This is a genomic window from Streptomyces sp. NPDC056373 (assembly GCF_042262425.1).
GTDB lineage: Bacteria > Actinomycetota > Actinomycetes > Streptomycetales > Streptomycetaceae > Streptomyces.
The window spans coordinates 125,831-150,500 of sequence record NZ_JBHJPX010000019.1; the positions used below are offsets into that span (position 1 = coordinate 125,831).

22 protein-coding genes are annotated in these 24,670 nt (G+C 72.5%); 11 read left to right on the forward strand and 11 right to left on the reverse strand.

All coding sequences use genetic code 11. From position 1 onward, the window contains the following. Positions 1-9 precede the first annotated feature (9 nt). Positions 10-606, reverse strand: coding sequence for a TetR/AcrR family transcriptional regulator (locus tag ACFCXS_RS33530; protein WP_376647128.1), 597 nt, complete (start codon positions 604-606; stop codon positions 10-12). A gap of 123 nt (positions 607-729) precedes the next feature. Between ACFCXS_RS33530 and ACFCXS_RS33535 the strand changes: the two genes are divergently transcribed. Together ACFCXS_RS33535 and ACFCXS_RS33540 are read left to right on the forward strand one after the other, a co-directional pair. Continuing rightward, a complete protein-coding gene (locus tag ACFCXS_RS33535) occupies positions 730-2,313 on the forward strand; it encodes an MDR family MFS transporter (RefSeq protein WP_376647129.1) in 1,584 nt (527 codons plus the stop codon). Positions 2,314-2,434: 121 nt separating this feature from the next. Further along, positions 2,435-2,560: a hypothetical protein gene (locus tag ACFCXS_RS33540; protein ID WP_376647130.1), complete on the forward strand. Its 126-nt coding sequence runs from the start codon at positions 2,435-2,437 to the stop codon at positions 2,558-2,560. Here ACFCXS_RS33540 and cseC read toward each other — a convergent pair. From cseC to ACFCXS_RS33565, 5 genes are all read right to left on the reverse strand, one after another. Then, positions 2,536-3,885, reverse strand: coding sequence for a two-component system sensor histidine kinase CseC (gene cseC / locus ACFCXS_RS33545; protein ID WP_376647131.1), 1,350 nt, complete (start codon positions 3,883-3,885; stop codon positions 2,536-2,538). The genes ACFCXS_RS33540 and cseC overlap by 25 nt on opposite strands. Positions 3,886-3,899: 14 nt before the next feature. Continuing rightward, on the reverse strand, positions 3,900-4,601 hold the full coding sequence (gene cseB, locus ACFCXS_RS33550; protein WP_376647132.1) for a two-component system response regulator CseB: 702 nt from the start codon (positions 4,599-4,601) through the stop codon (positions 3,900-3,902). 168 nt (positions 4,602-4,769) lie between these two features. Next, entirely contained in the window at positions 4,770-5,426 is a 657-nt protein-coding gene (locus tag ACFCXS_RS33555) for a hypothetical protein (protein ID WP_376647133.1), read from the reverse strand. Next, positions 5,414-5,953: a SigE family RNA polymerase sigma factor gene (locus ACFCXS_RS33560; RefSeq protein WP_030251439.1), complete on the reverse strand. Its 540-nt coding sequence runs from the start codon at positions 5,951-5,953 to the stop codon at positions 5,414-5,416. Before ACFCXS_RS33560 ends, ACFCXS_RS33555 begins: the two co-directional genes overlap by 13 nt. Before the next feature lie 285 nt (positions 5,954-6,238). After that, positions 6,239-7,192: an A/G-specific adenine glycosylase gene (locus tag ACFCXS_RS33565; RefSeq protein ID WP_376647134.1), complete on the reverse strand. Its 954-nt coding sequence runs from the start codon at positions 7,190-7,192 to the stop codon at positions 6,239-6,241. 118 nt (positions 7,193-7,310) lie between these two features. Here ACFCXS_RS33565 and ACFCXS_RS33570 point away from each other — a divergent pair, with 118 nt between their 5' ends. Next, positions 7,311-8,882 (forward strand): sensor histidine kinase, encoded by a 1,572-nt coding sequence (locus ACFCXS_RS33570; protein ID WP_376647135.1) that lies wholly within the window; start codon positions 7,311-7,313, stop codon positions 8,880-8,882. A gap of 56 nt (positions 8,883-8,938) precedes the next feature. Then, positions 8,939-9,562, forward strand: a complete 624-nt coding sequence (locus ACFCXS_RS33575) for a response regulator (protein ID WP_376647156.1) — start codon at positions 8,939-8,941, stop codon at positions 9,560-9,562. A gap of 140 nt (positions 9,563-9,702) precedes the next feature. On the opposite strand, the gene ACFCXS_RS33580 is transcribed toward ACFCXS_RS33575, so the two are convergent. Further along, complete coding sequence (locus tag ACFCXS_RS33580) at positions 9,703-10,344, reverse strand: phosphatase PAP2 family protein (protein ID WP_376647136.1); 642 nt, start codon at positions 10,342-10,344, stop codon at positions 9,703-9,705. Between the two features lie 175 nt (positions 10,345-10,519). Between ACFCXS_RS33580 and ACFCXS_RS33585 the strand changes: the two genes are divergently transcribed. Further along, positions 10,520-11,392: a hypothetical protein gene (locus ACFCXS_RS33585; protein ID WP_376647137.1), complete on the forward strand. Its 873-nt coding sequence runs from the start codon at positions 10,520-10,522 to the stop codon at positions 11,390-11,392. A gap of 123 nt (positions 11,393-11,515) precedes the next feature. Here ACFCXS_RS33585 and disA read toward each other — a convergent pair whose 3' ends face one another. Both disA and radA read right to left on the reverse strand, forming a co-directional pair. Further along, on the reverse strand, positions 11,516-12,640 hold the full coding sequence (gene disA / locus ACFCXS_RS33590) for a DNA integrity scanning diadenylate cyclase DisA (RefSeq protein ID WP_376647138.1): 1,125 nt from the start codon (positions 12,638-12,640) through the stop codon (positions 11,516-11,518). 80 nt (positions 12,641-12,720) lie between these two features. Beyond that, complete coding sequence (radA, locus tag ACFCXS_RS33595) at positions 12,721-14,130, reverse strand: DNA repair protein RadA (RefSeq protein ID WP_362044224.1); 1,410 nt, start codon at positions 14,128-14,130, stop codon at positions 12,721-12,723. A 196-nt stretch (positions 14,131-14,326) separates the two neighbouring features. Here radA and ACFCXS_RS33600 point away from each other — a divergent pair, with 196 nt between their 5' ends. Continuing rightward, positions 14,327-16,051: a hypothetical protein gene (locus tag ACFCXS_RS33600; RefSeq protein WP_376647139.1), complete on the forward strand. Its 1,725-nt coding sequence runs from the start codon at positions 14,327-14,329 to the stop codon at positions 16,049-16,051. A 47-nt stretch (positions 16,052-16,098) separates the two neighbouring features. On the opposite strand, the gene ACFCXS_RS33605 is transcribed toward ACFCXS_RS33600, so the two are convergent. Further along, positions 16,099-16,917, reverse strand: a complete 819-nt coding sequence (locus ACFCXS_RS33605) for a hypothetical protein (RefSeq protein ID WP_376647140.1) — start codon at positions 16,915-16,917, stop codon at positions 16,099-16,101. A gap of 83 nt (positions 16,918-17,000) precedes the next feature. On the opposite strand from ACFCXS_RS33605, the gene ACFCXS_RS33610 reads away from it, so the two are divergent. The 4 genes from ACFCXS_RS33610 (at position 17,001) to ilvD (ending at position 21,485) form a co-directional block, all read left to right on the forward strand. Next, positions 17,001-17,933, forward strand: coding sequence for a Ppx/GppA family phosphatase (locus ACFCXS_RS33610; RefSeq protein WP_376647141.1), 933 nt, complete (start codon positions 17,001-17,003; stop codon positions 17,931-17,933). Between the two features lie 93 nt (positions 17,934-18,026). Then, positions 18,027-18,851 (forward strand): sugar phosphate isomerase/epimerase family protein, encoded by an 825-nt coding sequence (locus ACFCXS_RS33615; RefSeq protein ID WP_376647142.1) that lies wholly within the window; start codon positions 18,027-18,029, stop codon positions 18,849-18,851. Next, positions 18,848-19,480 carry a TetR family transcriptional regulator gene (locus tag ACFCXS_RS33620; protein ID WP_376647143.1) on the forward strand — a complete coding sequence of 211 codons (633 nt, stop codon included), beginning with the start codon at positions 18,848-18,850 and terminating at the stop codon, positions 19,478-19,480. Before ACFCXS_RS33615 ends, ACFCXS_RS33620 begins: the two co-directional genes overlap by 4 nt. A gap of 151 nt (positions 19,481-19,631) precedes the next feature. After that, a complete protein-coding gene (gene ilvD / locus ACFCXS_RS33625) occupies positions 19,632-21,485 on the forward strand; it encodes a dihydroxy-acid dehydratase (protein WP_376647144.1) in 1,854 nt (617 codons plus the stop codon). Positions 21,486-21,681: 196 nt separating this feature from the next. Here the strand turns inward: ilvD and ACFCXS_RS33630 are convergent, their stop codons facing one another. Next, positions 21,682-23,898 carry a serine/threonine-protein kinase gene (locus tag ACFCXS_RS33630; protein WP_376647145.1) on the reverse strand — a complete coding sequence of 739 codons (2,217 nt, stop codon included), beginning with the start codon at positions 23,896-23,898 and terminating at the stop codon, positions 21,682-21,684. 184 nt (positions 23,899-24,082) lie between these two features. Between ACFCXS_RS33630 and ACFCXS_RS33635 the strand changes: the two genes are divergently transcribed. Further along, entirely contained in the window at positions 24,083-24,403 is a 321-nt protein-coding gene (locus ACFCXS_RS33635) for an SH3 domain-containing protein (RefSeq protein ID WP_376647146.1), read from the forward strand. Positions 24,404-24,670 lie beyond the last annotated feature (267 nt).

Genomic DNA, 24,670 nt, shown 5'->3' on the forward strand with positions numbered 1-24,670 from the left:
CCCGGCCCGCTAGGAGCTTCCGGCTCCCCGGTGGGCCTGGGTCACCAGGTCCGTGGCGACCTCGAGGACGGCTTTGTTCTTCTCCTCGGGGTCGTCTCCCATGTCCTGCAGCAGGAACATGCCGGCGTGCAGTGTGAAGATCGCGCTGGCGCAGCGGACCTGGTCGACCAGGTCCGAGTCCGGGTCGACGATGATGTCGCGCAGACTGTGGATGCGCGCCTTGAAGGACTCACCGATCCGCAGGTCCCGTACCGTCGCCTGGTTCTCGTGCATGAAACGGAACAGTGGCGCCGCCTCGGCGAGCGTGTCGGCGTAGCGGCGGATGATCTCCTGCTTCGTGGCCAGGGTGTGCGGCTGCTGCCGGCCCCACGCGATCAGGTCCTCGATCGGCTGGGTGAGGTCCTCGAAGATGCTGACGAGGATCTCTTCCTTGGTCTTGAAGTGGTAGTAGAGCGCCGCTTTGGTGACCTCCAGGTGCTCCGCGATCTCGCGCAGTGAGGTCTTCTCGTAGCCGTGCTCGGCGAAGAGTTCGAGCGCCACGTCCTGGATGCGCCGGCGGGTGTTCCCGCGGCGCCGCTGCCTGGTGCCGTCCATGGTGCCGCCCATCCTCCTACGCCGTCCGCTTTCCATAAAACTTACTTGACGCCCGGCTAGTTCCGCGGCTAGCTTCCGAGTGTAGTCACTAGCCGGTCGACAAGTAAGTAGCGGTAGCTGGGGGAGTGGGAAGCGATGGCGGACACAACGGACACACTGGCGGCAGACACCGGGGAGAAACAGCCCAGGAGCGTACGGGTCGTACTGCTCGCGCTGATGATCGCGATGATGCTCGCGATGCTCGACAACATGATCATCGGCACCGCGATGCCGACGATCGTCGGTGACCTGGGCGGTCTCGAACACCTCTCCTGGGTCGTCACCGCCTACACCCTCGCGACCGCGGCCTCCACCCCGCTGTGGGGCAAGCTCGGCGACATGTACGGCCGCAAGGGCACGTTCCTGTCGTCCATCGTGATCTTCCTGATCGGCTCCGCGCTCAGCGGCATGGCCCAGGACATGAACGAACTGATCGGCTTCCGCGCGGTGCAGGGCCTCGGTGCCGGCGGTCTGATGGTCGGCGTCATGGCGATCATCGGTGACCTGATTCCGCCCCGGGAGCGGGGCAAGTACCAGGGCATGATGGCCGGCGTCATGGCGCTGGCGATGATCGGCGGCCCGCTGGTCGGCGGCACGATCACCGACAACTGGGGCTGGCGGTGGGCCTTCTACATCAACCTGCCGCTCGGCGTGGTCGCGCTCGTCGCCGTCACCGCCGTGCTGCACCTGCCCAAGAAGCGCTCCAAGGCGCGGATCGACTACCTGGGCGCCGCGCTGCTGACCGTCGGCATCACCGCGATCGTGCTGGTGACGACGTGGGGCGGCACGGAGTACGCGTGGAGCTCCGCGCGGATCATGGAGCTGATCGGCATCGGGGTGGCCGCGCTGGTCGGGTTCGTGTTCTGGCAGACCAGGGCCGCGGAGCCGGTGGTGCCGCTGCACATCTTCCGCAGCCTGAACTTCACGCTGATGTCGGTCATCGGTTTCATCACCGGCTTCGTGATGTTCGGTGCCACGCTCTTCCTGCCGCTGTACCAGCAGTCCGTGCAGGGCGCTTCCGCGACCAACTCCGGGCTGCTGCTGCTGCCGATGCTCGGCGCGATGCTGGTGACCTCGATGGTCGCCGGGCGGGTGACCACGAACACCGGCAAGTACAAGGTCTTCCCGGTCCTCGGCAGCGCGCTGATGATCGTCGGCCTGTACCTGCTGTCCACGATGGACACCGGAACCTCCCGTCTGACGTCCGGCGTCTTCATGGCCGTGGTCGGGCTCGGCATGGGCTGCCTGATGCAGATCACCATGCTGGTCGCGCAGAACAGCGTGGAGATGAAGGACATGGGCGTCGCGTCCTCCTCCACCACGCTCTTCCGCACCCTCGGCTCCTCCTTCGGCGTCGCGATCATGGGCGCGCTGTTCAACAACCGCGTCCAGGACGTCATGAGCGAGCGGGCCGGTGCGCTCGGCTCCAAGGTGACCGAGCAGTCGGCGCAGCTCGACTGGAAGAGCATGCAGAAGCTGCCGGCGCTGGTCCGCGAGGCGTACCAGCACGCGGTGTCCGCCGGCACGCACTCGGCGTTCCTGCTCGGGGCCGTGGTGGCGGTGGTCGCCCTCGTGGCGGCCGTGTTCGTGAAGGAGGTGCCGCTGAAGGGAGCGGGACCGAAGCAGGACGGCGAGCCCGACACCCCGGCGGCGCAGCCGCCCATGGTCGAGGCCGTCTGACCGCACCGCACGAGGCCCCCGGGAGTGAGTGTCCGCCCCGGGGGCCTCGTCATGCCCGGCCGCGGAATGCCCGGCCGCAGGCGGGGGCCGCTGTCGGACCCCCCGTGCCACCATCGGTCCCATGGACAGGACGCGGCGGATGCGGCTCGCCAAGGACGCCATGGACCGGGACCGGGACCGGGGCCGGGCGGGCCCCGACCTGGACCCGGACGCCCGGACGGCTCACGAACCCGGCAGCATCGGATAGCTCCCGGTGTTCGTCGGCGCGTGCTCCGGCAGCCACAGCACGGCGACCGCGCCCTCGGCCGGCAGATGCTCGGGCGTCCCGGGGGTGCGGACGTTGCGGAAGGTCAGCCGCGCGCCCATGACCCGGGCCTGTCCGGCCGCGATGGTCAGGCCGAGCCCGTGGCCCTGCCCGGCCCGGTCCTTGCTGCCGGTGCGGAAGCGGCTCGGCCCGTCGGCTAGCAGGTCCTCGGGAAAGCCCGGGCCGTGGTCGCGCACCCGGATGACCCGGCCCTCGACGCTGACCTCGATGGGCGGCTTGCCGTGCCGGGCCGCGTTGGCCAGGAGGTTGAACAGGACGCGCTCCAGGCGGCGCGGGTCGGTGGTCACCTCCGACTCGTGCACGACACGCACCTCGATGGCCCGGTCCTTGGCCGCCACCCGCCGGGCGACGAACTCCCCCAGCATGACGTCCTGCAGCTCCGCCCGCTCGGAGGCCCCGTCCAGCCGGGCCACCTCCAGCACGTCCTCGACCAGCGTGCGCATGGCCTTCGCCCGGTCCAGCACCAGCTCGGTGGGGCGCCCGGGCGGCAGCAGTTCCGCGGCGGTCAGCAGCCCGGTCACCGGGGTGCGCAGCTCGTGCGCGATGTCGGCGGTGACCCGCCGCTCGGCCTCGATGCGCTGCCGCAGCGCGTCCGCCATGGCGTCCACCGCGCTCGCCAGGTCGTCGGTCTCGTCCCGTACGACCCCGCCCATGGCGTCCCGCACGCGCACGTCCGTCTCGCCGCCGGCGAGCTGGTTCGCCGCGACGGCCGCCTTGCGCAACCGCCGCGAGAGGTGCCCGCCGATGAGCACCCCCAGCGCGCTGCCGCCGAGGACGACCGCGATGGACCCGATGAGCAGGGCCTGGTCGAGGTCCTGGAGGATGTCCGAGCTGCGGTCGGTGAAGCCCGAGTGCAGCGACATCACCTGCCCGTTCTTCAGCGGCACGGCGGCCCATATGTCGGGCACGTCACCCGGCCGGTCCGCCACGTACGTCGCCCGCTGGCCCGCCTCGACCCGCTCCCGCAGGGCATGCGGCAGGGCGGGGTCGTTGATCTTGGTGTTGGGGAAGTTCATCCGCCCGGACAGCTCGAAGTTGCGCTGGGCGATCATGATCCGCTCGTCGGCCAGGTCGCGCGCGTTGTCCAGCATCGAGACCCGGGCGGCGTTGTGCACCACGAGGCTCAGCGCGATCGCCACCAGCGCGCCCACCAGGGCGATGGCCGCGCTCAGCTTCCATCTGAGGCCCGTACGGATGCCCGCCCGCTCCAGGCCCGCGGCGACCAGGCGCCGGAAGTGCCCCCTCATACCCCTGCCCCTGCTCAGGCCTTCAACTTGTAGCCGAACCCGCGGACCGTCTCGATCCGGTCCTGGCCGATCTTCTGCCGCAGCCGCTGCACATGCACGTCGACGACCCGGGTGTCACCGCCCCAGCCGTAGTCCCACACCCGTTCCAGCAGCTTGTCCCGGGAGAGCACCGTGCCGGGCGCGGAGGAGAACTCCAGCAGCAGCCGCATCTCGGTCGGTGTCAGCGCGACCGGCTGCCCGGCGCGGCGGACCTCCATGCCCTCGGTGTCGACCTCCAGGTCCCCGAAGGCCAGCACCCCGCCGCTCGCCGGGGCGTCCGGCTCCTCGGCCCGGCCGCCGCCCGCGTGTCCGAAGCGTCGCAGCACCGCGCGGATGCGGGCGACCAGGACGGCACCGTCGAACGGCTTGGTCACATAGTCGTCGGCGCCCGCCTCCAGGCCCAGCACGACGTCGATGGAGTCGGCCCGCGCCGACAGCATGATCACCGGCACGGTCGACTCGTCCCGGATCCGGCGGCACAGGCTCACCCCGTCGAGGCCGGGAACCATGACGTCCAGCAGCGCGATGTCGGGGCGGTCCGCCCGGAACGCCTCCAGTCCCGACAGCCCGTCGGGCATGGCGGTGACCACGAAGCCGTCCCGTTCCAGGGCGAGCTGCGTGGCCTCGCGGATGACGTCGTCGTCCTCGACGAACAGGACGTGGGTCTGGTCTGCCATCCCGGTGCTCTCTGTCCTCTGTGATCCGTGGGGTGCCATCGGCTGCTACGACACATGTGCGGTTGTTGGAGGTGCGTTCCCCTGCTGGGACGCACGGCCCACGCTATGCGTTCACCGGGGGATCGGTCCGAGTGCCCCGATCGGTTCACGCGGCCCTCCGCGCCCGCGTCAGCTCGCCGGCACCGGCGACGCACTGTCGCCGGCGACCTTCCCGTAGTCGTTGTGCGTGCGGTACTTCTCGGCGAAGTGGCCGGAGGTCCATCTGTACGTGATCACGTTCTCCCCGGAGGGACTCGACACCGGGTCACCCTTGTCGTACACCTGCTTGGTCACCACCAGGTCGCCGCGGTCGATCTCCGCGTAGACCGGCGGCTCCTCGGAGGCGAACACGTTCTCGTACGAGCCGTGCTGCTCGCGGTACACGTAACTGCCGACGCCCACCGCGTCACCGCAGGTCAGCACGTTGACGACGACGTCGTCCGCGGAGCCCGAGGTCAGATTGCCGTAGGAGACGTCGACCGGGTACTCGTTCGCCACGCACGGCTTCAGCTCCCGCTTCACCTCGGGCGCGACCTTCGGGTCGTCCTTGACGAGCTTGACCGCGTTCACCGTGTCGGGTGACTTCGACGGTGCGGCGGACGGTGTCGCGGCGGCGGCGCCCGCCACCGAGTCGGCGTGTGCCGGGCCCTCGTCACGGGCGCCGGTGCCGCCCGCACCGCACCCGGACACCAAAAGGGCGAGGGCGGTGGGCACGGCCAGGGCCGCGCTCACCGCCTGGATACTGCCCCGGGTCCGTGCAGAACCCGCGCCGGTCAGGCCGCGCACCGCTCCCGCTCCTCACGCTCCAGCGCGCGTGCGTCCAGGTCGCGGGACTCCAGCTCCTCGCGGAGCCGGGCGAGCGCCCGGTGCAGCGTGCTCTTGACCGTTCCGGCCGACATGCCGAGGGCGGCGGCCGTCTCCTCCGTGGACATCTGCTCCCAGTGTCGCAGCACCACGACACTGCGCTGCTTCGGGGCGAGAACCTTCAGGATGTCCATGAGCAGGGCGCGGTCCGCGTGCTGCTCGGTGGCGTCGTCGACCGAGGCGTCCGGGAGCTGCTCGGTCGGGACCTCCTCCAGCTTGCGCGCCCGCCACCACTCCGTGCGGGTGTTGATCATCACCCGGCGCAGGTAGGCGTCGGCCAGCCGCTTGTCCTCGATGGTCTCCCACCGGCCGTACGTCCGCACCAGCGCCGTCTGCAGCAGGTCCTGCGCGTCGGTCGGGTCCGGGACCAGGCGGCGGGCACTGCGCAGCAGCGCGTCCTGCCGGGTGCGGACGTACTCCTCGAACTCGAGCACCTCGCCCTGCGCCATGGTGAACCGCCTCCCGTTTCCCCGTTTCGGGCCGGCTCCCCGCCGCCCGTGTACTGCCTGTGGTCTTCAGTGCTCCCGTGTCTTCCGGGAACGCATCTGAAGGTACGGAGGCGTTGTCACGGCGCTGTCCGAAGCAGCCTTCGGCCAGCGCTCGGCTGTCCGTCGGTTGTGTAACGGAAATCCGAACGGGGTAAGGAGGTGGGGGTGTTGAGGCTGGTTCGGGGTGATTTGTCCACCCCGAGCTCCGTTACGGGCGGCGGTCCGCGGCTGTGACCTGTCTGTGCGTCAGGTCAGCGGCAGCCGGTACGAGCCGTCGGCCAGCGGCTCCACCAGACCGTCGGCGACCAGACCGTCGAGGGCGCGGGCCCGCTGCACCGGCTCGTGCCACACCCGGTCCAGTGCCGCCTGCGGTACGGGCCCGTGGGCCTCCCGCAGCACGGCGAGCAGCCGCCCGCGCACCTGCCGGTCGGTGCCCGCGTAGGTCTGGCCCCGGCGCGGCGGCCCGTCGTGCTCCGGCTTGCCCGCCAGCCGCCAGGCGCACTGCGCGGCGATCGGGCAGCGGTGACACGACTCGCTCTTCGCCGTGCACACCAGCGCGCCCAGCTCCATGGAGGCGGCGGCCCAGCGGGCGGCGGTCGGCTCGTCCTCGGGCAGCAGCGCGCGGGCCAGCCTGCGCTCGGCGGCGGTGGTGGCGTTCGGCGGGTACTGCACACCGGTGACCGCGCGGGCGAAGACGCGGCGGACATTGGTGTCCAGCACCGGGTGCCGTTGCCCGTAGGCGAAGGAGGCGACGGCGGCCGCCGTGTACTCGCCGATGCCGGGGAGCGCCAGCAGCTGGGCGTGGTCGGCCGGTACGTCACCGCCGTGCCGTTCCGTTATGGCGACGGCGGCACCGTGCAGCCGCAGCGCACGGCGGGGGTAACCGAGCCGCCCCCAGGCGCGAACGGCCTCGCCGGGCGCCTCCTTGGCCAGGTCGGCCGGGCGCGGCCAGCGCTCCAGCCACTGCTCGTAGACGGGCAGAACACGGCTCACCGGGGTCTGCTGCAGCATGAACTCGCTGACCATCACCCCCCATGCCCCGGCCTCGGGGCGCCGCCACGGCAGGTCACGGGCGTGTTCGCCGAACCAGTCGATGACGGGGGAGTGCAGGTTCTCTCCGGGGACCGGCCCCGAGGGGGTCCCACCGGAGGGGGTGGGTGAGGCGGCGGTGGGATGCGGGGGTTTCGTGGGAGCAGTCATGGCCCTTCGATGGTGCCACGCAGAGGCCCCTGTTCGGTTGAACCGCCACCCCTGAAGGAGACAGCTGCCTGACGATCGACAGCAGCGCGGGCGGGCCGGCGCTTGTAGCGTCAGGCGCATGGAACGTCCCGGCCCGGCCTCTCTCGCCCGCGGCGCCCTCCTCTGGGCAGCCTTCGCCGTCCCGGCGCTCACCGCGGACCGGGTCGGGCTGAACGAGCCGCGGCCGGGCTGGCAGCAGGCGGTTGGTGTGGTCGTGCTGGCCGGGGCCGCCGCTGTGTCCCGGCGGTTGCCTCTGGTCGCCTTCGGGCTGGTGGCGGCCTTGAGTCTCGCCGCCGCCCCGGCCCTGTTCACCATCTCCTACGGCCCCGCCCTCGGAGTGTGCGCACTGCTGCTCGGGCTGCGGGCGGCCCGGGCGCGCCCGGCCCTGGTGTGCTTCGCGGCCGTCGGCTGCGTGGGCGCCGCGCGCAGCGCGCTCATGGGGGCCGACCCGGCCCCCGAGTGCTTTGTCATGGCGGGCACGCTGCTCTTCGGCTGTGTCTTTCCCTGGCTCGGCGGGCGCTACTGGAGGCAGAGCCGTGAGCTGGCCGAGGAGGGGTGGCTGCGTGCCGCCCGGCTGGAGGACGAGACCCGCTTCGCCGAGGAGGGGGCGAAGCTGCGTGAACGGGCCCGGATCGCCCAGGACATGCACGATTCCCTCGGCCACGAACTGAGCCTCATCGCTCTGCGCGCGGGTGCCCTCCAAGTCGCCCACGGCCTCGGCGACGAACACCGCGCCGCGGCGGCCGACCTGCGCGCGGCCGCCGCCGACGCCACCGACCGGCTGCACCGCATCATCGGCGTTCTGCGCGAGGACGACGACGAGCCGGTGCCGTTGGCCCCGGCCGGCGAGACCCTGGAGCAACTCGTCGCCCGCGCCGCCGAGTCGGGCCTCCCCGTGCGCTGGGCCGCCGGACACGACCCGCCCGCGGACCCCGGCGACGTCGCCGAGCGGCTGCTGCACCGCGTGACCAGGGAGGCACTGACCAACGCGGCACGGCACGCGCCGGGCGCCCCCGTGGTCGTGGCGGTCACCGCACGCGCCGCGGGCACCTCCGTCACGATCACCAGCGGCCGGGCGACGCGGGATGCCTCTCCGCCTTCCGGGGGCGGCACCGGTCTGCTCGGGCTGCGGGCCGCGGTGACCTCGATCGGCGGGGAGTTCGAGGCAGGCCGGCACGCGGAGGGCTTCCGGGTGCGGGCGTACGTTCCCCGGCAGCGGACCGCCGTCACACCTCCGCGCCCCGCCCGGGCACCGTTCACCCAGGTCCGCCGCCGGGTCGCCATCGGCCTCGGCACCGCGGCCGGCGTGGGCGTCGCACTCGTCGGCGCCGCCTTCGGCTGGTACGCGTACGCCGAGACGCACTCGGTGCTCGAACCGGCCGCGTACACCGAACTGCGCCTGGGCGCACCGACGGCCGAGGTCGAACGCATGCTGCCCGATCGCGATGTGAACGACCCACCCGACGACCGGGCTCCCGCTCCGCCCAGGGGAGCAGAGTGCCGCTACTACCGCGCGAGCGGCGAACTGTTCGTCTCCGTTGACCACTTCAGACTGTGCTTCGATGCCGGGCGGCTGGTCGCCAAGGACGTGGTCCCCGGGGTGGGGATGTCCGGCGAAGGCCGGGAAGAGTACGAGGAGTTCGCACGGTGAGCACAGGAGACGCGAGCAGGGCACCGATCCGGGTGCTGCTGGCCGACGACGAGGCGATGGTCCGGGCCGGGGTGCGCGCCATCCTGGGCAGTGGCGGAGGGACGGAGGTCGTCGCCGAGGCGGGCGACGGGCGCGAGGCGGTCGAGCTGGCCCGCGCGCACCGCCCGGACGTCGCCCTGCTGGACATCCGCATGCCCCGCCTGGACGGCCTCGGGGCGGCGGAGGAGATCGTGCGGTCCGTGCCCGGCACGGCCGTCGCGATGCTCACCACCTTCTCAGAGGGCGCCTACGTGACCCGCGCCCTGGGCGGTGGCGCCACCGGCTTCCTGCTGAAGTCCGGGGATCCGTACGAACTCGTGGCGGGCGTGCGGGCGGTGGCAGCAGGTGCCGCGTTCCTCTCGCCCAAGGTGGCCCGGTACGTCATCGACGAGGGCCTCGGCGGCGGGCGCCTCACTCGCGAGGCTCGGGCACGCGCGCGGGTGGCGGTCCTGAGCCCCCGTGAGCGCGAGGTGCTCGGCCTGGTCGGCGCAGGCCTGTCCAACCCGGAGATCGCCGCCCGGCTCCACCTGGTCGAGGGCACGGTGAAGGCCTACGTCAGCTCGGTCCTGGACCGGCTGGACGTACGCAACCGGGTACAGGCGGCGATCGTGGCGTTCGAGGCGGGGCTGGCGGAGCCGTGAGCGACCGGGTCTCGCCGTACCCGTCGGTGGAGGACGAACGACCGGCCGGCGCTGCGGGCGCGCAGCGCTCGACGACAGCGCACGGCCGCGGCTGAGCAGCGCGCGTGCGGCCTGGCCCACTGCGCGCCGTGCGTCCCGGCTCACCGGCGCGCGGCCGTCTCGTACGACGGGACGGGCGCCGGGCCCGGCCCGAGCAGCCACCGCACCGCCGGTGCCGACGAGGTGCGCAGTGCCCCGGCCAGCCGCGCCGTCGGCCCGGCACCCAGCCGTACGGCGACGAGGACGACGAGTGTGCCCAGCCCGAGGCCCGCCACGACGTCGTGCGGATAGTGCACGCCGACGAAGACCCTGGAGAGGGCCATGAGGAGGGCGAGCGGAGCGGTCAGCCACAGCAGCGCACGCCGTACCAGGGCCAGGGCGACCGCCGACGCGCCCGCGATCGTGGCGTGGTTCGACGGGAAGGACCAGTCGCCGTGCGGGGGGCATTCGGCCAGCGACACGGCCGCATCGGCCACCGCCCGGCACGGACGTTCCTCCGTGACAACGGACTTGAGAATTTCACTGCACACATACGCCGCAGCAGTGGCCGAAGGTGCAAGGGCCGCTGTCGCGAACACCTGGGGGCTGCCGCGACGGGCGCGCCACCAACCGGCGGCGAACAGCGCCACAAAGACGAGCAGCCCGGCCTCCGTCCATGTCCTGGCCCCGTGTTGCACCCACGACGGGGTGGTGTGCGCGAAGTCGGTGATGGCGCGGTAGAGCGTCGTGTCCTCGAAGGTCATGGTCACGGACCGTAAGCGGAAGGCCTGTTCCGTCACACCCGGCGATCGTCATGCCGCGCACCTGACGAAAGACAGGGGCGGGAACGGGACTTCCGGAATGATGATCCGGAAAAGTTGTCGCTCCGAGCGGCGGGTGGGACGGGTTGACGAGCCGATCTCTCGTAAGGTTTGAGCCGTGGGATCTCTGCGCAATCCGGTCGGGCCGCTTCCCTCCTCCATCTATTGGCGTCGGAGGGTCGTACTGGTGTGTGTGGTCGCCGTGTTGGCGCTGCTGACCACCTGGATCGTGATGATGGGCGGCGGGGGCGGCAAGGACGGTGACAACGGCGCCGACGGCAAGAATCCCGCGCCTTCCATCACGCCCGGGCCGTCGGGTTCGGGCCCGGCCATCAGCCAAGCCCCCGGAGGACGCGACGAGTCGGGCGGCGGCTCCGGCGGTTCCGGCGGCTCCTCGTCCGGCTCCGGCGACGGCTCGGGAGACGGCTCCGGTGACGGCACGGGGACTGGGTCGGCAGACGGCTCCGGCTCCGGCGGCGGTTCCGGCTCCGGCGGCTCCGAGGGGGCGGACGGCGACGGCGGTTCGGGCAGCGGTGCCACCGCGGGCGGCGTCGGCGCGGGAGACACGCTGCCGTCCGGCTCCACCCTCCCCGACTGCACCGCGAGCGCGGTCAAGTTCAGCCTGCGCAGCCGGCACAACACCTACGACCCGGAGCAGACGCCCACGTTCCTGCTGACCGCACGGAACGTCTCCGGCAGCGACTGCAAGATCGATCTCGGGCCGAAGAACGCGGTGTTCACCATCGCCCCGGCGAGCAGCGACGACGACTACTGGTCCTCCGAGGACTGCCCCGAGTCCGCCGCGCACCAGCTGTACCGGGTCGCCGCGGGCAGCGGCATCACCTACACCGTGAAGTGGGACCGCAAGCCGAGCGCTCCCAAGTGCGCCACGCCTCCCGCGGGTTCGGCCGGGGCGGGCACGTACCTGCTGGAAGCCAAGGCTCCGGGCTTCGCGAAGGCCCAGACGTCGTTCGTGCTCTCGGCAGACTAGGGCCGCGGCGCCCGATCCGCGACCCGAGCAGCGGCCCCTGTCCAACCGGTCGTCGAGAACGGCCGAGGGCGGTACCCCTTGCCGGGTACCGCCCTCGGCCGTTGCGGCAGGGTGTCCTGCGCGCTAGACGTACCGCTCCAGGATCGACGACTCCGCCAGACGCGACAGGCCCTCGCGGACACTGCGCGCCCGGGCCTCGCCCACGCCGTCCACCGTCTGCAGGTCGTCGACGCTCGCGGCGAGCAGCTTCTGCAGCCCGCCGAAGTGCTCGACCAGGCGGTCGATGATCGCGCCGGGGAGCCGGGGCACCTTGGCCAGCAGACGGAACCCGCGCGGCGAGACAGCCGAGTCCAGCGTCTCGGGTGCGCCGGTGTAACCCAACGCCCGCGCCACCGTGGACAGTTCGAGAAGCTCGGCGTGGCTGAGGGCGTCGAGTTCGGCGAGGGCCTCGTCGACCGTGCGGGAGCGCTTGGCCGTGGGCTCGGGGACGTAGTCCCGGACGACCAGCTCACGCTCGGGCTCCACGCCTGCGATCAACTCGTCGAGCTGGAGGGCCAGCAGCCGGCCGTCCGTGCCCAGCTCCACCACGTACTCGGCGATCTCCGTGGCGATGCGGCGGACCATCTCCAGGCGCTGGGCGACCGCCGAGACGTCCCGGACGGTCACCAGGTCCTCGATCTCCAGCGCCGACAGTGTGCCCGCGACCTCGTCCAGGCGGAGCTTGTAGCGCTCCAGGGTCGCGAGGGCCTGGTTGGCGCGGGACAGGATCGCCGCCGAGTCCTCCAGGACGCGGCGCTGGCCGTCGACGTACAGGGCGATCAGCCGCATCGACTGGGAGACGGAGACCACCGGGAAGCCGACCTGCTTGCTGACGCGGTCCGCGGTGCGGTGCCGGGTGCCAGTCTCCTCCGTGGGGATCGTCGGGTCCGGGACCAGCTGCACACCGGCCCGCAGGATCTTCGACAAGTCCGAGGACAGCACGATGCCGCCGTCCAGCTTGCACAGCTCGCGCAGGCGGGTCGCGGTGAACTCGACGTCCAGGACGAAACCGCCGCTGCACAGTGCCTCGACCGTCTTGTCGGAGCCGAGCACGATGAGCCCGCCCGTGTTGCCGCGCAGGACCCGCTCAAGGCCGTCACGCAGGGCGGTGCCGGGCGCCACGGCGCTCAGAGAGGCACGCATCAGGCCATCGGTACCGGCACTCCCGCCGGACTTTCCGGGAGACGATGCCCGGTCGTTGGCTGCCACTGCACTCCTCCGGTCGCAGGTTCTGGGCGCCCCCGTGTCGCGCGCTCGGTTCGCACGGACGGGCGAGACCAGGGCAAAGTCTACCGGCGACCCTCCTCGTCCTGTGGGGCCTCTCGGCGACGGGAGCGCGGAAGGACCCGCAGGGCGTCCCCTATGTCCGCGACTTCCAGGACCTTCATGCCCGGCGGGACCTTGCCCGGATCGGCCGGTACCAGGGCATGTGTGAAGCCCAGACGGTGGGCTTCCGCCAGTCTGCGCTGCACGCCCGTGACGCGTCTCACCTCGCCGGCGAGGCCCACTTCCCCGATCGCGACGAGGTTCTTGGGGAGAGGTGTGTCACTCGCGGCGCTCGCCAGGGCGAGGGCGACGGCCAGGTCGGCGGCCGGCTCCGAGAGCCTCACACCGCCGACCGTCGCGGAGTAGATGTCCCTTTTGCCCAAGGCGCTGATCCGCCCGCGCTGTTCCAGCACCGCGAGCATCATCGAGACGCGGGAGGTCTCCAGGCCCGAGGTGGTGCGGCGCGGGGAGGGGATCTGCGAGTCGACCGTGAGCGCCTGGACCTCGGCGACCAGCGGGCGGCGGCCCTCCAGGGTGACGGTCAGGCAGGTGCCCGGGACCGGTTCGGCCCGGCGGGTCAGGAAGAGCCCGCTCGGGTCGGCGAGGCCCGTGATGCCCTCGTCGTGCAGCTCGAAGCAGCCGACCTCGTCGGTGGTGCCGTAGCGGTTCTTGACGCCGCGCACCAGACGCAGGCGGGCGTGCCGGTCGCCCTCGAAGTGCAGGACGACGTCCACCAGGTGCTCCAGCAGGCGCGGGCCCGCGATCGCGCCGTCCTTGGTGACATGGCCCACCAGCAGCGTGGACATGCCGCGTTCCTTCGAGGCCCGGATCAGGGCGCCCGCGACCTCCCGCACCTGGGCCATGCCGCCGGGCGCGCCGTCGATCTCGGGAGAGGCCACCGTCTGCACCGAGTCCATGATCAGCAGCGACGGTTTCACCGCGTCCAGATGGCCCAGCACCGCGGCCAGATCCGTCTCGGCCGCCAGGTACAGGTGGTCGTCGATGGCGCCGATGCGGTCGGCCCGCAGCCGGACCTGGCTCGCCGACTCCTCGCCCGTGACGTACAGCGTGCGGTGCTCGTCGCTCGCGGACTTGGCCGCGACGTCGAGCAGCAGGGTGGACTTGCCGACCCCCGGCTCGCCCGCGACCAGCACCACCGCGCCGGGCACCAGCCCGCCGCCGAGCACGCGGTCCAGCTCGGGCACGCCGGTGGGGCGGGCGGTGGCCTGCCGTCCGTCCACCTGGCCGATAGGGAGGGCGGAGGTGGTGACCCGGCCCGGTGTCGTGGTGCGCACCGCGGGCGCGCCGTACTCCTCGACCGTCCCCCAGGCCTGGCACTCGGGGCAGCGGCCGAGCCACTTCGCCGTCTGCCAGCCGCACTCCGTGCAGCGGTAGGACGGGCGGTCCTTGGTGGTCTTCGTACGGGCAGCCATGGACGGAACCGTAGCCGCAGGCACTGACATCGCGTGTCCGGCCGCCGTCGGCCGGACACGCGCCAGGGGGCCGCCACCCCGCGCCGGCGGCGGAACAACCGGTTCGTGTCCCCGATTGAGGGATCGTTTCACCCGTACGGATTAAATGTGCTCAAGCCGCCGGAAGGTGCCACTCCCGGCCCCCTACGGTCGCCGAATGATGAGCAGTACTCCGGAGATCTCGACCCGCTCGACCCGCACGGCCGGCGCACATCGGGCGCACCGGGAAGCGCGCGACCGCGGAGCGGCGCGCACGCTGGCGCAGCGGCCGCCCGCGCGCTACGAGCCGTACCTGGACGGCCTGTTCACCTACTGCCTGTCGGTGCTGTGTGACCACGAGGCCGCGACCACCGCCCTGGGCGACGTCCTCGCACTCGCCGAACGCCGCGGCCGGCAGGCCCCCGAGGCACCCGCGGACCGCAGGGCCTGGCTGTACGCGCTGGCCCGCTGGGCGTGCCTGCGCAAGCTGGCCGAGGCCAAGCAGAAACGTCTGAGCACTCACGCGGCGGGCCGCACCGACCGGCGACGCGCCGACCGCCCGGCCGCCCCGGTCCCCTCCGAGGAGGTCCAGGAGCGGCGCCGACGCGAACTGGCCCTGCTGGCCTGGCCGGAGGCCGCGGGCACCACCCCGGAGCAGCGCGAGGCGCTCGAACTGGCCGTGCGCCACCACCTCGCCGCCCACGAGGTCGCCGCCGTCCTCGGCATGGACCTGGCCGCCGCCCGTGATCTGCTCGCCTCCGCCGCGTGCGAGGTGGAACGCACGCGTGCGGCCCTCGCCGTGGTCGAGACCGGGGCGTGCCCGAGCATCGCGCACCTCGTCGGCGACGACCGGCTCGTGCTCGGCACGGCCCTGCGCCGCGAACTCGTGCGGCACGTCGACGACTGCCCGCGCTGCCGCCGCACCGCCGAGCGCGCCATCCCGGGCCGCTGGCCCGGCACCAGCGTCACGCCCGCCGAACTGCCCGTCCTTCCGGCGCCCCGCGCGGCCGTGCACATCGCCATGGCGCACCAGCCGCGCGCGCGGCACGCCGCTCCCCGCTTCGACCGGCGGGGCTTCCCGATGGATCCCAAGGACCACGCCGCCCGAAGAGACCGCCTCCGCGCGCGTGCCGTCACCACGACCGTCGTCGCCACCGTCGTGGCCGCCCCCGTGCTGGCCCTGTGGGCCGCCTACCGGGGCACCCCGGTGGGCGAGGGCCACGACGGCCGCTCGGCCTCCGCGCTCGAGGTGGACGACCCGTTCGGCCTGGACGGCGAGATGGCGGGCGGCGGCTACGAGAACACGGGCAACGCGAGCACCCGCCCCGGCCCCCGCTTCGGCAAGGACGGCAAGGCCGACGTCTCCGTGGAGGTCCTCGGCGTCGCCGGCGCGGGACGCGAGAGCGCCCTGGAGATCACGGCCGACAACAGCGGCGACACCACCCTGGTCACCCTGACCGCGAGCGGCCCGGCCCCGGTCCGCTGGTCGGCGTCCACGGGAGCCCCCTGGCTCTACCTCAGCCAGTCCTCGGGAACGCTCCGGCCCGGCGAGTCGCTGACGATCAAGGTGTACGTCGACCACCTGCGGGAGCCCGCGGGCCCCTGGCACGCGCAGGTGGCGGTGGCACCGGGGGGCGCCGTCGTCCGCATCGAGGGCTACGGCACCGCGCCCACCCCCTCCGGCCCGGACCCCCGCCCCACCGACCCGGGCGACCCGGTGCCGACCCACCCCGACCCGACGCCCACGACCACCGCCCCGGACCCCGACCCGACGCCGACCACCCCGCCCCCGTCGACCGACCCGGACCCCACACCCACGCCGACGGAACCGGACCCGGCCGACCCGGAAGGCTCGACGCCGCCGCCCTCGGACAGCGGCGACCCGAGCCCGGGCACGTCGTAGCCGGCCCCTCAGGCCCGGAACGGGCCGGATGCGCGGGACGCGGCCCCTCAGGCGCCGGGGCCAGCCGGACGCGCGGGATCGGCGGGATGCGGTGCCAGCAGCGGCAGCTGCGAGGCCAGCCGCTCCTCGCACAGCTCGACCAGCCGGTCGTAGCCGGCCTTGCCCATCAGCTCGATCAGCTCGGGCCGGTAGGAGACGTAGACGGGATCGCCCGCGCCGTGCGCCGAGGTCGCCGACGTGCACCACCAGTGCAGGTCGTGGCCGCCCGGGCCCCAGCCGCGCCGGTCGTACTCACCGATCGACACCTGCAGCACACGCGTGTCGTCGGGCCGGTCGATCCACTCGTACGTCCGCCGCACGGGCAGCTGCCAGCACACGTCCGGCTTGGTCTCCAGCGGCTCGCGGCCCTCCTTCAGGGCGAGGATGTGCAACGAGCAGCCCATGCCGCCCTCGAAGCCGGGCCGGTTCTGGAAGATGCACGACCCCTGGAAGGGCCGCGTCTGCCGTTCGCCGTCCTCGTCCTCCGAGACCCAGCCGTTCCGTGTGCCCTCGCCGTGGTGCTGCCAGATGTCCGGCGTGAGCCTGGCCACATGCTCGGCGACGCGCTTCTCGTCGTCCTCGTCGGAGAAGTGGGCACCCAACGTGCAGCACCCGTCGTCCGCGCGGCCCGCCTGGATGCCCTGGCAGCCGCTGCCGAAGATGCAGTTCCAGCGAGAGGTCAGCCATGTCAGATCGCAGCGGAAGACCTGCTCGTCGTCCGCCGGATCAGGAAACTCCACCCATGCGCGAGCGAAGTCGAGGCCCTTCTCGTCGGAGTCCACGACAGCCGGTGATTTGTCGCGCTTCGCCTTTTTCGTCTTTGGCACGAGTCCAGGGTACGGGCCCGGCCACGGGCCTTGTACCCCCGCCGAGGACGGCGGACCGCCCACAGGGCAGTAGCGTTCCGTACATGAGACTCGGTGTCCTCGACGTGGGATCGAACACGGTGCATCTGCTCGTGGTGGACGCGCACCCCGGCGCGTGCCCGCTTCCCGCGCACTCGCACAAGGCGGAACTGCGCCTCGCCCAGCTCCTCGACGACGACGGCGCGATCGGCCCCCACGGCGTCGACCGGCTGGTCTCGGTGATCAAGGAGGCGCTCCAGGCCGCCGAGGACAAGGGTGCCGAGGAGGTCCTCCCGTTCGCGACCTCCGCCGTACGGGAGGCCCGCAACGCCGACGACGTCCTGGAGCGCGTGCGCACCGAGACCGGCGTCGAGCTCCAGGTCCTCACCGGCGCCGAGGAGGCCCGGCTGACCTTCCTCGCCGCCCGCCGCTGGTTCGGCTGGTCGGCAGGCAAGCTGCTGGTCCTGGACATCGGCGGCGGCTCCCTGGAGGTCGCCTACGGCATCGACGAGGAACCCGACGCGGCCGCCTCGCTGCCGCTGGGCGCCGGCCGGCTGACCGCCGGCTGGCTGCCCGGCGATCCGCCCGACCCGGAGGACGTCCGCGCCCTGCGCCGCCACGTCCGCACCGAGATCGCCCGCACGGTGGGCGAGTTCAGCCGTTTCGGCACCCCCGACCACGTCGTCGCCACCTCCAAGACCTTCAAGCAACTGGCCCGCATCGCCGGCGCGGCCCGCTCCGCCGAGGGCCTCTACGTCCAGCGCGAGCTCAAGCGGGAGTCCCTGGAGGGCTGGGTCCCGCGGCTGGCCGCCATGACGGAGCGGGAGCGCTCGGAGCTGCCGGGCGTCTCGGAGGGCAGGGCCGGCCAGCTCCTGGCGGGCGCCCTGGTCGCCGAGGCCGCGCTGGACCTCTTCGGCGTGGAGCGCGTGGAGATATGCCCCTGGGCGCTGCGGGAGGGCGTGATCCTGCGTCGCCTGGATCACATGGAGTCCGAGTAGGGCGGGTCTCGGGGGGCCGGACGCTATGGCAAACACCACAACGGCCAAGAGGCCCCCCACCCCACCCCGGCCACACCCCGTAATCTGTCCTGCATGGCAGAGCCAGCCGTGAAGATCCCGGACGCGAAGGTCGCCCTGTCGACGGCCTCGGTCTACCCGGAGTCGACGGCCACGGCCTTCGAGATCGCCGCGCGCCTCGGCTACGACGGAGTCGAGGTCATGGTCTGGACCGACCCGGTCAGCCAGGACATCGAGGCCCTGCGCAGACTCAGCGACTACCACCAGATCCCGGTCCTGGCCGTGCACGCCCCCTGCCTGCTCATCACGCAGCGCGTCTGGTCCACCGACCCGTGGACCAAGCTCCAGCGGGCCCGTGCGGCGGCCGAGAAGCTCGACGCGAGCACGGTCGTCGTCCACCCCCCGTTCCGCTGGCAGCGCCAGTACGCCCGGGACTTCGTCGCCGGCATCTGGCGCATGGCGAACGAGACGGACGTACGGTTCGCCGTCGAGAACATGTACCCCTGGCGCTACCGCGACCGCGAGATGCTCGCGTACGCCCCCGACTGGGACGTCACGAAGGACGACTACCGGCACTTCACGATCGACCTCAGCCACACCGCGACGGCCCGCTCCGACGCCCTCGACATGGTCGACCGCATGGGTGACCGGCTCGGCCACGTCCACCTCGCCGACGGGCGCGGCTCGGCCAAGGACGAGCACCTGGTGCCCGGCCGCGGCACCCAGCCGTGCGCCGAGCTGCTGGAGCGGCTCGCCCTGACCGGCTTCGACGGGCACGTCGTCATCGAGGTCAACACCCGCCGCGCCATGTCCAGCGCCGAGCGCGAGGCCGACCTGGCCGAGGCCCTGGCCTTCACCCGCCTGCACCTGGCCTCCGCGGTCAAGGTGCCGCGGCGATGACCGGCCGGCCCCCGGCAGGCAACGCGTCCGGCACCACCGCCCGCCGCCGCGGCCGCCCCCCGCGCACGGAGTCGGCGGACACCCGCGACCGCATCCTGACCGCCGCCCGCGACGAGTTCTCCGAGCGCGGCTACGAGAAGACGTCCGTACGCGGCATCGCCAAGTCCGCCGGCGTCGACTCCGCCCTCGTGCACCACTACTTCGGCACGAAGGAACAGGTCTTCGAGGCGGCGATCACCCAGTCCTTCGGCCCCGCCCTGCAGGCCCCGAAGGCCATCGAGGAGGGCCCGCTCGACGGAGTGGGGGAGCGCCTGGCCCGCTTCTTCTTCGGCGTCTGGGAGAACCCGGCGACCCGCGCGCCGCTGCTCGCCATCGTCCGCTCCGCCCTCACCAACGACACCGCGGCCGCCGTCTTCCGGCGCATCATCGCCACCCAGGTGCTGCGCCGCATCGCCGTGCGGCTGGAGCTGCCGGACGCCGAGCTGCGGGCCGAGCTCGCCGCCGCCCAGCTCGTGGGCACCGCGATCCTGCGGTACGTCCTCAAGATCGAGCCGCTGGCCTCGGCGGACCCGGAGCAGGTCATCGCCCGGCTGGCCCCGGTCGTGCAGGGACACCTGACCGATCCGTGAGGGCTGCGGGTGCTCTCGCAGATGCCGTCGTCCGAGACGGCCGTCCCGCATTCCGGACACTTCGTCCCGCCCACTGGATGACCGGCGTACGCTCGGTAGCAGTCAGAAATCTCCGAACTCTCTGACGCCGTCTTTGAAGGAGCGAGCGACGATGCCCGAGCTGAGGTCCCGCACAGTCACCCACGGCCGCAACATGGCGGGCGCCCGCGCCCTTATGCGCGCCTCCGGTGTACCGGGCGGGGACATCGGCCGCAAGCCGATCATCGCCGTCGCCAACAGCTTCACCGAGTTCGTCCCCGGGCACACGCACCTGGCGCCGGTCGGCCGGATCGTCAGCGAGGCGGTCGTCGCCGCCGGCGGCATCCCGCGCGAGTTCAACACCATCGCCGTCGACGACGGCATCGCCATGGGCCACGGCGGCATGCTGTACTCCCTGCCCTCCCGCGACCTGATCGCGGACAGCGTGGAGTACATGGTCGAGGCCCACTGCGCCGACGCCCTGATCTGCATCTCCAACTGCGACAAGATCACCCCGGGCATGCTGAACGCCGCCCTGCGGCTGAACATCCCCACGGTCTTCGTCTCCGGCGGCCCCATGGAGTCCGGCCGCGCCACCCTCGTCGACGGCACGGTCCGCACCCTCGACCTGGTCGACGCGATCTCCGACGCCGTGAACGACAAGATCTCGGACGAGGACATCCTCCGCATCGAGGAGAACGCCTGTCCGACCTGCGGCTCCTGTTCCGGCATGTTCACCGCCAACTCGATGAACTGCCTGACCGAGGCCATCGGCCTGTCCCTCCCCGGCAACGGCTCGGTCCTCGCCACCCACACGGCCCGCAAGCAGCTCTACGTCGACGCGGCCGACACGGTCATGGACATCACCCGCCGCTACTACGAGCAGGACGACGAGACGGTCCTGCCCCGCAGCGTGGCGTCCTTCGCGGCCTTCGAGAACGCCATGGCGCTCGACATCGCCATGGGCGGCTCCACCAACACGATCCTGCACCTGCTGGCCGCCGCCCAGGAGGCCGGCGTCCCCTTCGGCCTGGACGAGATCAACGCGGTCTCGCGCCGCGTGCCGTGCCTCGCCAAGGTCGCCCCCAACGTCGCGAAGAACCGCACGTACTACATGGAGGACGTGCACCGCGCCGGCGGCATCCCGGCCCTGCTCGGCGAGCTGAACCGCGCGGGCCTGCTCAACGAGGACGTGCACTCGGTCCACAGCCCGTCCCTCTCGGACTGGCTCAAGACCTGGGACGTCCGCGGCGGCTCCCCGTCGCCGAAGGCCGTGGAAATGTGGCACGCGGCCCCCGGCTGCGTCCGCTCCGCCGAGGCCTTCTCCCAGTCCGAGCGCTGGGAGGCGCTCGACGAGGACGCCGAGGGCGGCTGCATCCGCTCCGCCGAGCACGCCTACTCCAAGGACGGTGGCCTCGCGGTCCTCAAGGGCAACCTGGCCGTCGACGGCTGCGTCGTGAAGACGGCCGGCGTCGACGAGTCCATCTGGACCTTCGAGGGCCCCGCGGTCGTCTGCGAGTCGCAGGAGGAGGCCGTCCAGAAGATCCTCACCCAGCAGGTCAAGGACGGCGACGTCGTCGTCATCCGCTACGAGGGCCCCAAGGGCGGCCCCGGCATGCAGGAGATGCTCTACCCGACCTCGTACCTGAAGGGCCGTGGCCTCGGGAAGACCTGCGCGCTGGTCACGGACGGCCGCTTCTCCGGCGGCACCTCCGGCCTGTCCATCGGCCACGCCTCACCCGAGGCGGCCGCGGGCGGCACCATCGCCCTGGTCGAGGACGGCGACCGCATCCGCATCGACATCCCGAACCGTTCCATCGAACTGCTGGTGGACGAGGCCGAACTGACCCGCCGCGAGCAGGCCCTGAACGGCGTGTACGCCCCGAAGAACCGCGACCGCAAGGTCTCGGCGGCACTGCGCGCCTACGCGGCGATGGCGACCAGCGCGGACAAGGGCGCCGTGCGGGACGTCTCGAAACTGGGCTGACCCCCACTGGCTCCGAGGGCCGCCTCCCGCTTGCCGGGGGCGGCCCTCCTGCATGTCTCCCGCTTGCCCTCGTCGGCTCTCGCGCGTGTCTGCCGTTCGCCGGGGGGTGGCTCTCGTGCGTGTCTGCCGCCTGCCAGGAGCGGCTCTTGTGCGTGTCTGCCGTTCGCCGGGGGCAGCCGCGCGCATCCCGTGGCGGCTACCAGGCCGCCGGATCGCGCCCGTTCACGGCGAAGACGGTCCCGTCCGGCGCACTGCCGAAGACCCGGTCGCCCACGACCACCGGCTCGGGCAGCTCGGCCGGGATCCGGTCCGACCGGTCGCCCAGCCGGGGGGACGTCTGCCCGGCGACCTTCCCCCGCCGCGCGTCGACGGCGAGCAGCCGCCCGTCCGACGTCGTCACGTACACGTACCGGTCACCGGCGACCGGTGTGGACCCTCGCATCGTTCCCGTCTCCAGATTCCACAACTGCTCACGCGCCTCGAGATCGACGGCCACCAACGATCCCCCGGTCCCCATGAGAAAGGCCAGGTTCCCGCGCACGGCGCCATGGGCCTGCTGGAGGGGGACGGCGAGAGGCACCCTTCTGGTCTCACCCGTCTTCGGGGTGTAGCGGACCACGGCCCGCGCATCGCCGCGCACGGCGTCGAGGGACAGGAGGAACACCGAACCGCCCGTCGCGCCGAAGGGCTTCAGCGTCCCGTCGAGCCGGGCGTCCGACCGCACGTCGCCCGTCCGCGGGTCCACCACGGTGAGCCGGGTGCTCCGCCCGTCCTCCGACGTGCCGGCGAGGTACGCCGACGGGGCACCGCCGAACGTGGCGAAGTACGGCATCGCATGGCCCGGGATCCGGTGGCTCCAGCGCGCGTCACCGGAGGCGCCGTCCACGCCGGTGACCTTCCCGTCGGCACCCGTGACCAGGAGCATGCCGCCGGCGTGCACCGCGCTGCCGGCCTCGGGTGTGTCCCGCTGCCAGCGCACCCCGCCCGAGGCCGGATCGAGCGCCTCCAGGCGACGCCCCTGGTTCGGCGCGGGCTGAACGAGTCCACCGGCGAGCACCGGCGGCTCCTTCCGGGGGCCCTTGCCGACGGCGTGCCGCCACAGCAGGTGCCCGTCGGACGGATCCAGGGCGAAAACCAGTCCGGACGTGGCGCAGAGCAGCCGTCCCGCCCCGTGGGAGCACAGGGGCGCGCTGTCCCCGGCCGCCGGAGTCGTCCGCCATCCGCCGAACGCGGCGGACGTGGTCCGCGGGGAGGCGGGCCGGGGCGCGCTGCCGTCACCCTCAAGCAACGGCAGCGAGGCCAGGGCGCCGACGACGGCCAGGCCGAACGCCCCGGCTACGAGGGCCGCCCGCCTGCCGAGCCGCAGCCCCCTGCCACGACCGGCGCGCCCCGCACCATCTGCCGGCACGGCACCATCGGCTCGCCCGGCACCGCCTTCCGGCACGGCAGGACCGGCGTCCATGGCACGACCGGCTCGCACCGCGCGATCGGCTCCCACCCCACGGGCGGGTGTCCCGGCGGGCTCCCTCGGACCTGCGGTGTCCCAGGTCCGCTGGGCCGGTATGAACGTCTGCGTGTCGTACGAGGCGGCCACCGACCGCAGCTCCCGCATCAACTCGTCGGGCGTCGGCCGCTCCTCCGGCTCCTTCGCGAGACACCGCAGCACCAGCGGCGCCACCTCGTCCGGCACACCGGTCAGGTCGGGCTCGTCGTGCACCACCTGGTACGCGACGATGTACGGGCTGTCGGAGTCGAACGGCCCCTGCCCCGTGGCCGCGTGCACCATCACCGACCCGAGCGCGAAGATGTCGGCGGCCGGTCCCACCTCGCGCGGGCGCCGGAACTGCTCGGGCGCCATGAAGGGCGGCGTGCCGATCAACCTGCCCGTCTCGGTGCGCAGTTCGCTGTCCACCGGCCGGGAGATGCCGAAGTCGATGACCTTCGGTCCGTCGTCGGCGAGCAGGACGTTGCTCGGCTTCAGATCCCGGTGGACGACCCCGGCGCGATGGATGTCCCGCAGCGCCTCGGCCAGCCCCGCCATCAGCCGCCGCAACTGGGCCGGCTCCATGGGGCCGTTCCGCTTGACGTGTTCGGACAAGGTCGGGCCCGGGATGAACAGCGTGGCCATCCAGGGCCGTTCACTGTCCGGGTCGGCGTCGACGACGGGTGCCGTGAAGGCGCCGCTCACCTTGCGCGCCGCCGCCACCTCCTGCCGGAAACGCCCCCTGAAATCCGGGTCCTTGGCGAACTGGGTGTGTACAACCTTGACCGCGAGCTTCATCCCGGAGGTGCTCCGGGCCAGATGCACGACACCCATCCCGCCCGAGCCCAGACGGGACTCCAGACGGTAGTGACCGGCGTGTTCGGGAAGTTCCGCTTCCGCGCCCGCTCCGGCATTTCGCTGTGGCGCCATGGAACCACCCCCGTGCTGTTCGTCCGCGCGCGCGACGCACGGAGCCTAGTCGAAGACTCGTACGGGACAGAGGCGGCTTGCTAGCCTCCACGGACGAGTCGCGCACATGTGTTTCATGGTGTGACTCGGGGGATTCAACAGCACTCCATGGCGTCGGCCGTGGGGCTCAACGGGGGAGAAACACATGTCTGTCGACCATGTCGGGGAACTCGAGGGCGCCGGCGAGGGCGAGACCGTCACCATGGCGGCGTCGGCCCTGCGCTCGTACGCCGTCGCCCCGGGCGTCCGTCTGAACGTCCGCAGCGGCCCCGGCACCGGCTACGGCATCGTCCGCGTCCTGCCCGAGGGAGCGAGGGTCACCATCTTCTGCCAGCGGCCCGGCACCACGGTGGCGGGCCCGTACGGCAGCTCGAACATCTGGGACAACATCGACGACGGCGAGTACGTCGCGGACGCCTACGTGAACACCGGCAGCGACGGCTACGTCCGCCCGCGCTGCAGCTAGGGCGCCGCAACAGGCAACGTTCGCCCCGTCGCGACGCCCGGCACGCTCCCCCAAGCTCTTCGAGCAGGGCCGCGCCCCCACTCGCCGCACCGGCCGAAAGCCCGAGTACGCCCAGTACGAGGGCTTCCGGCCGGGACGCCGAGAGCACGCACCGGACGCCGCTCCTCGACGGGCAGACGTCGCCTGCCGTGGCACCGGTGCTCCGACCGCACAGGTTCGCCGGGTCGGTGGCGCCGGTGCCCGGGCCGTCGGGACCCGGTACGGGAG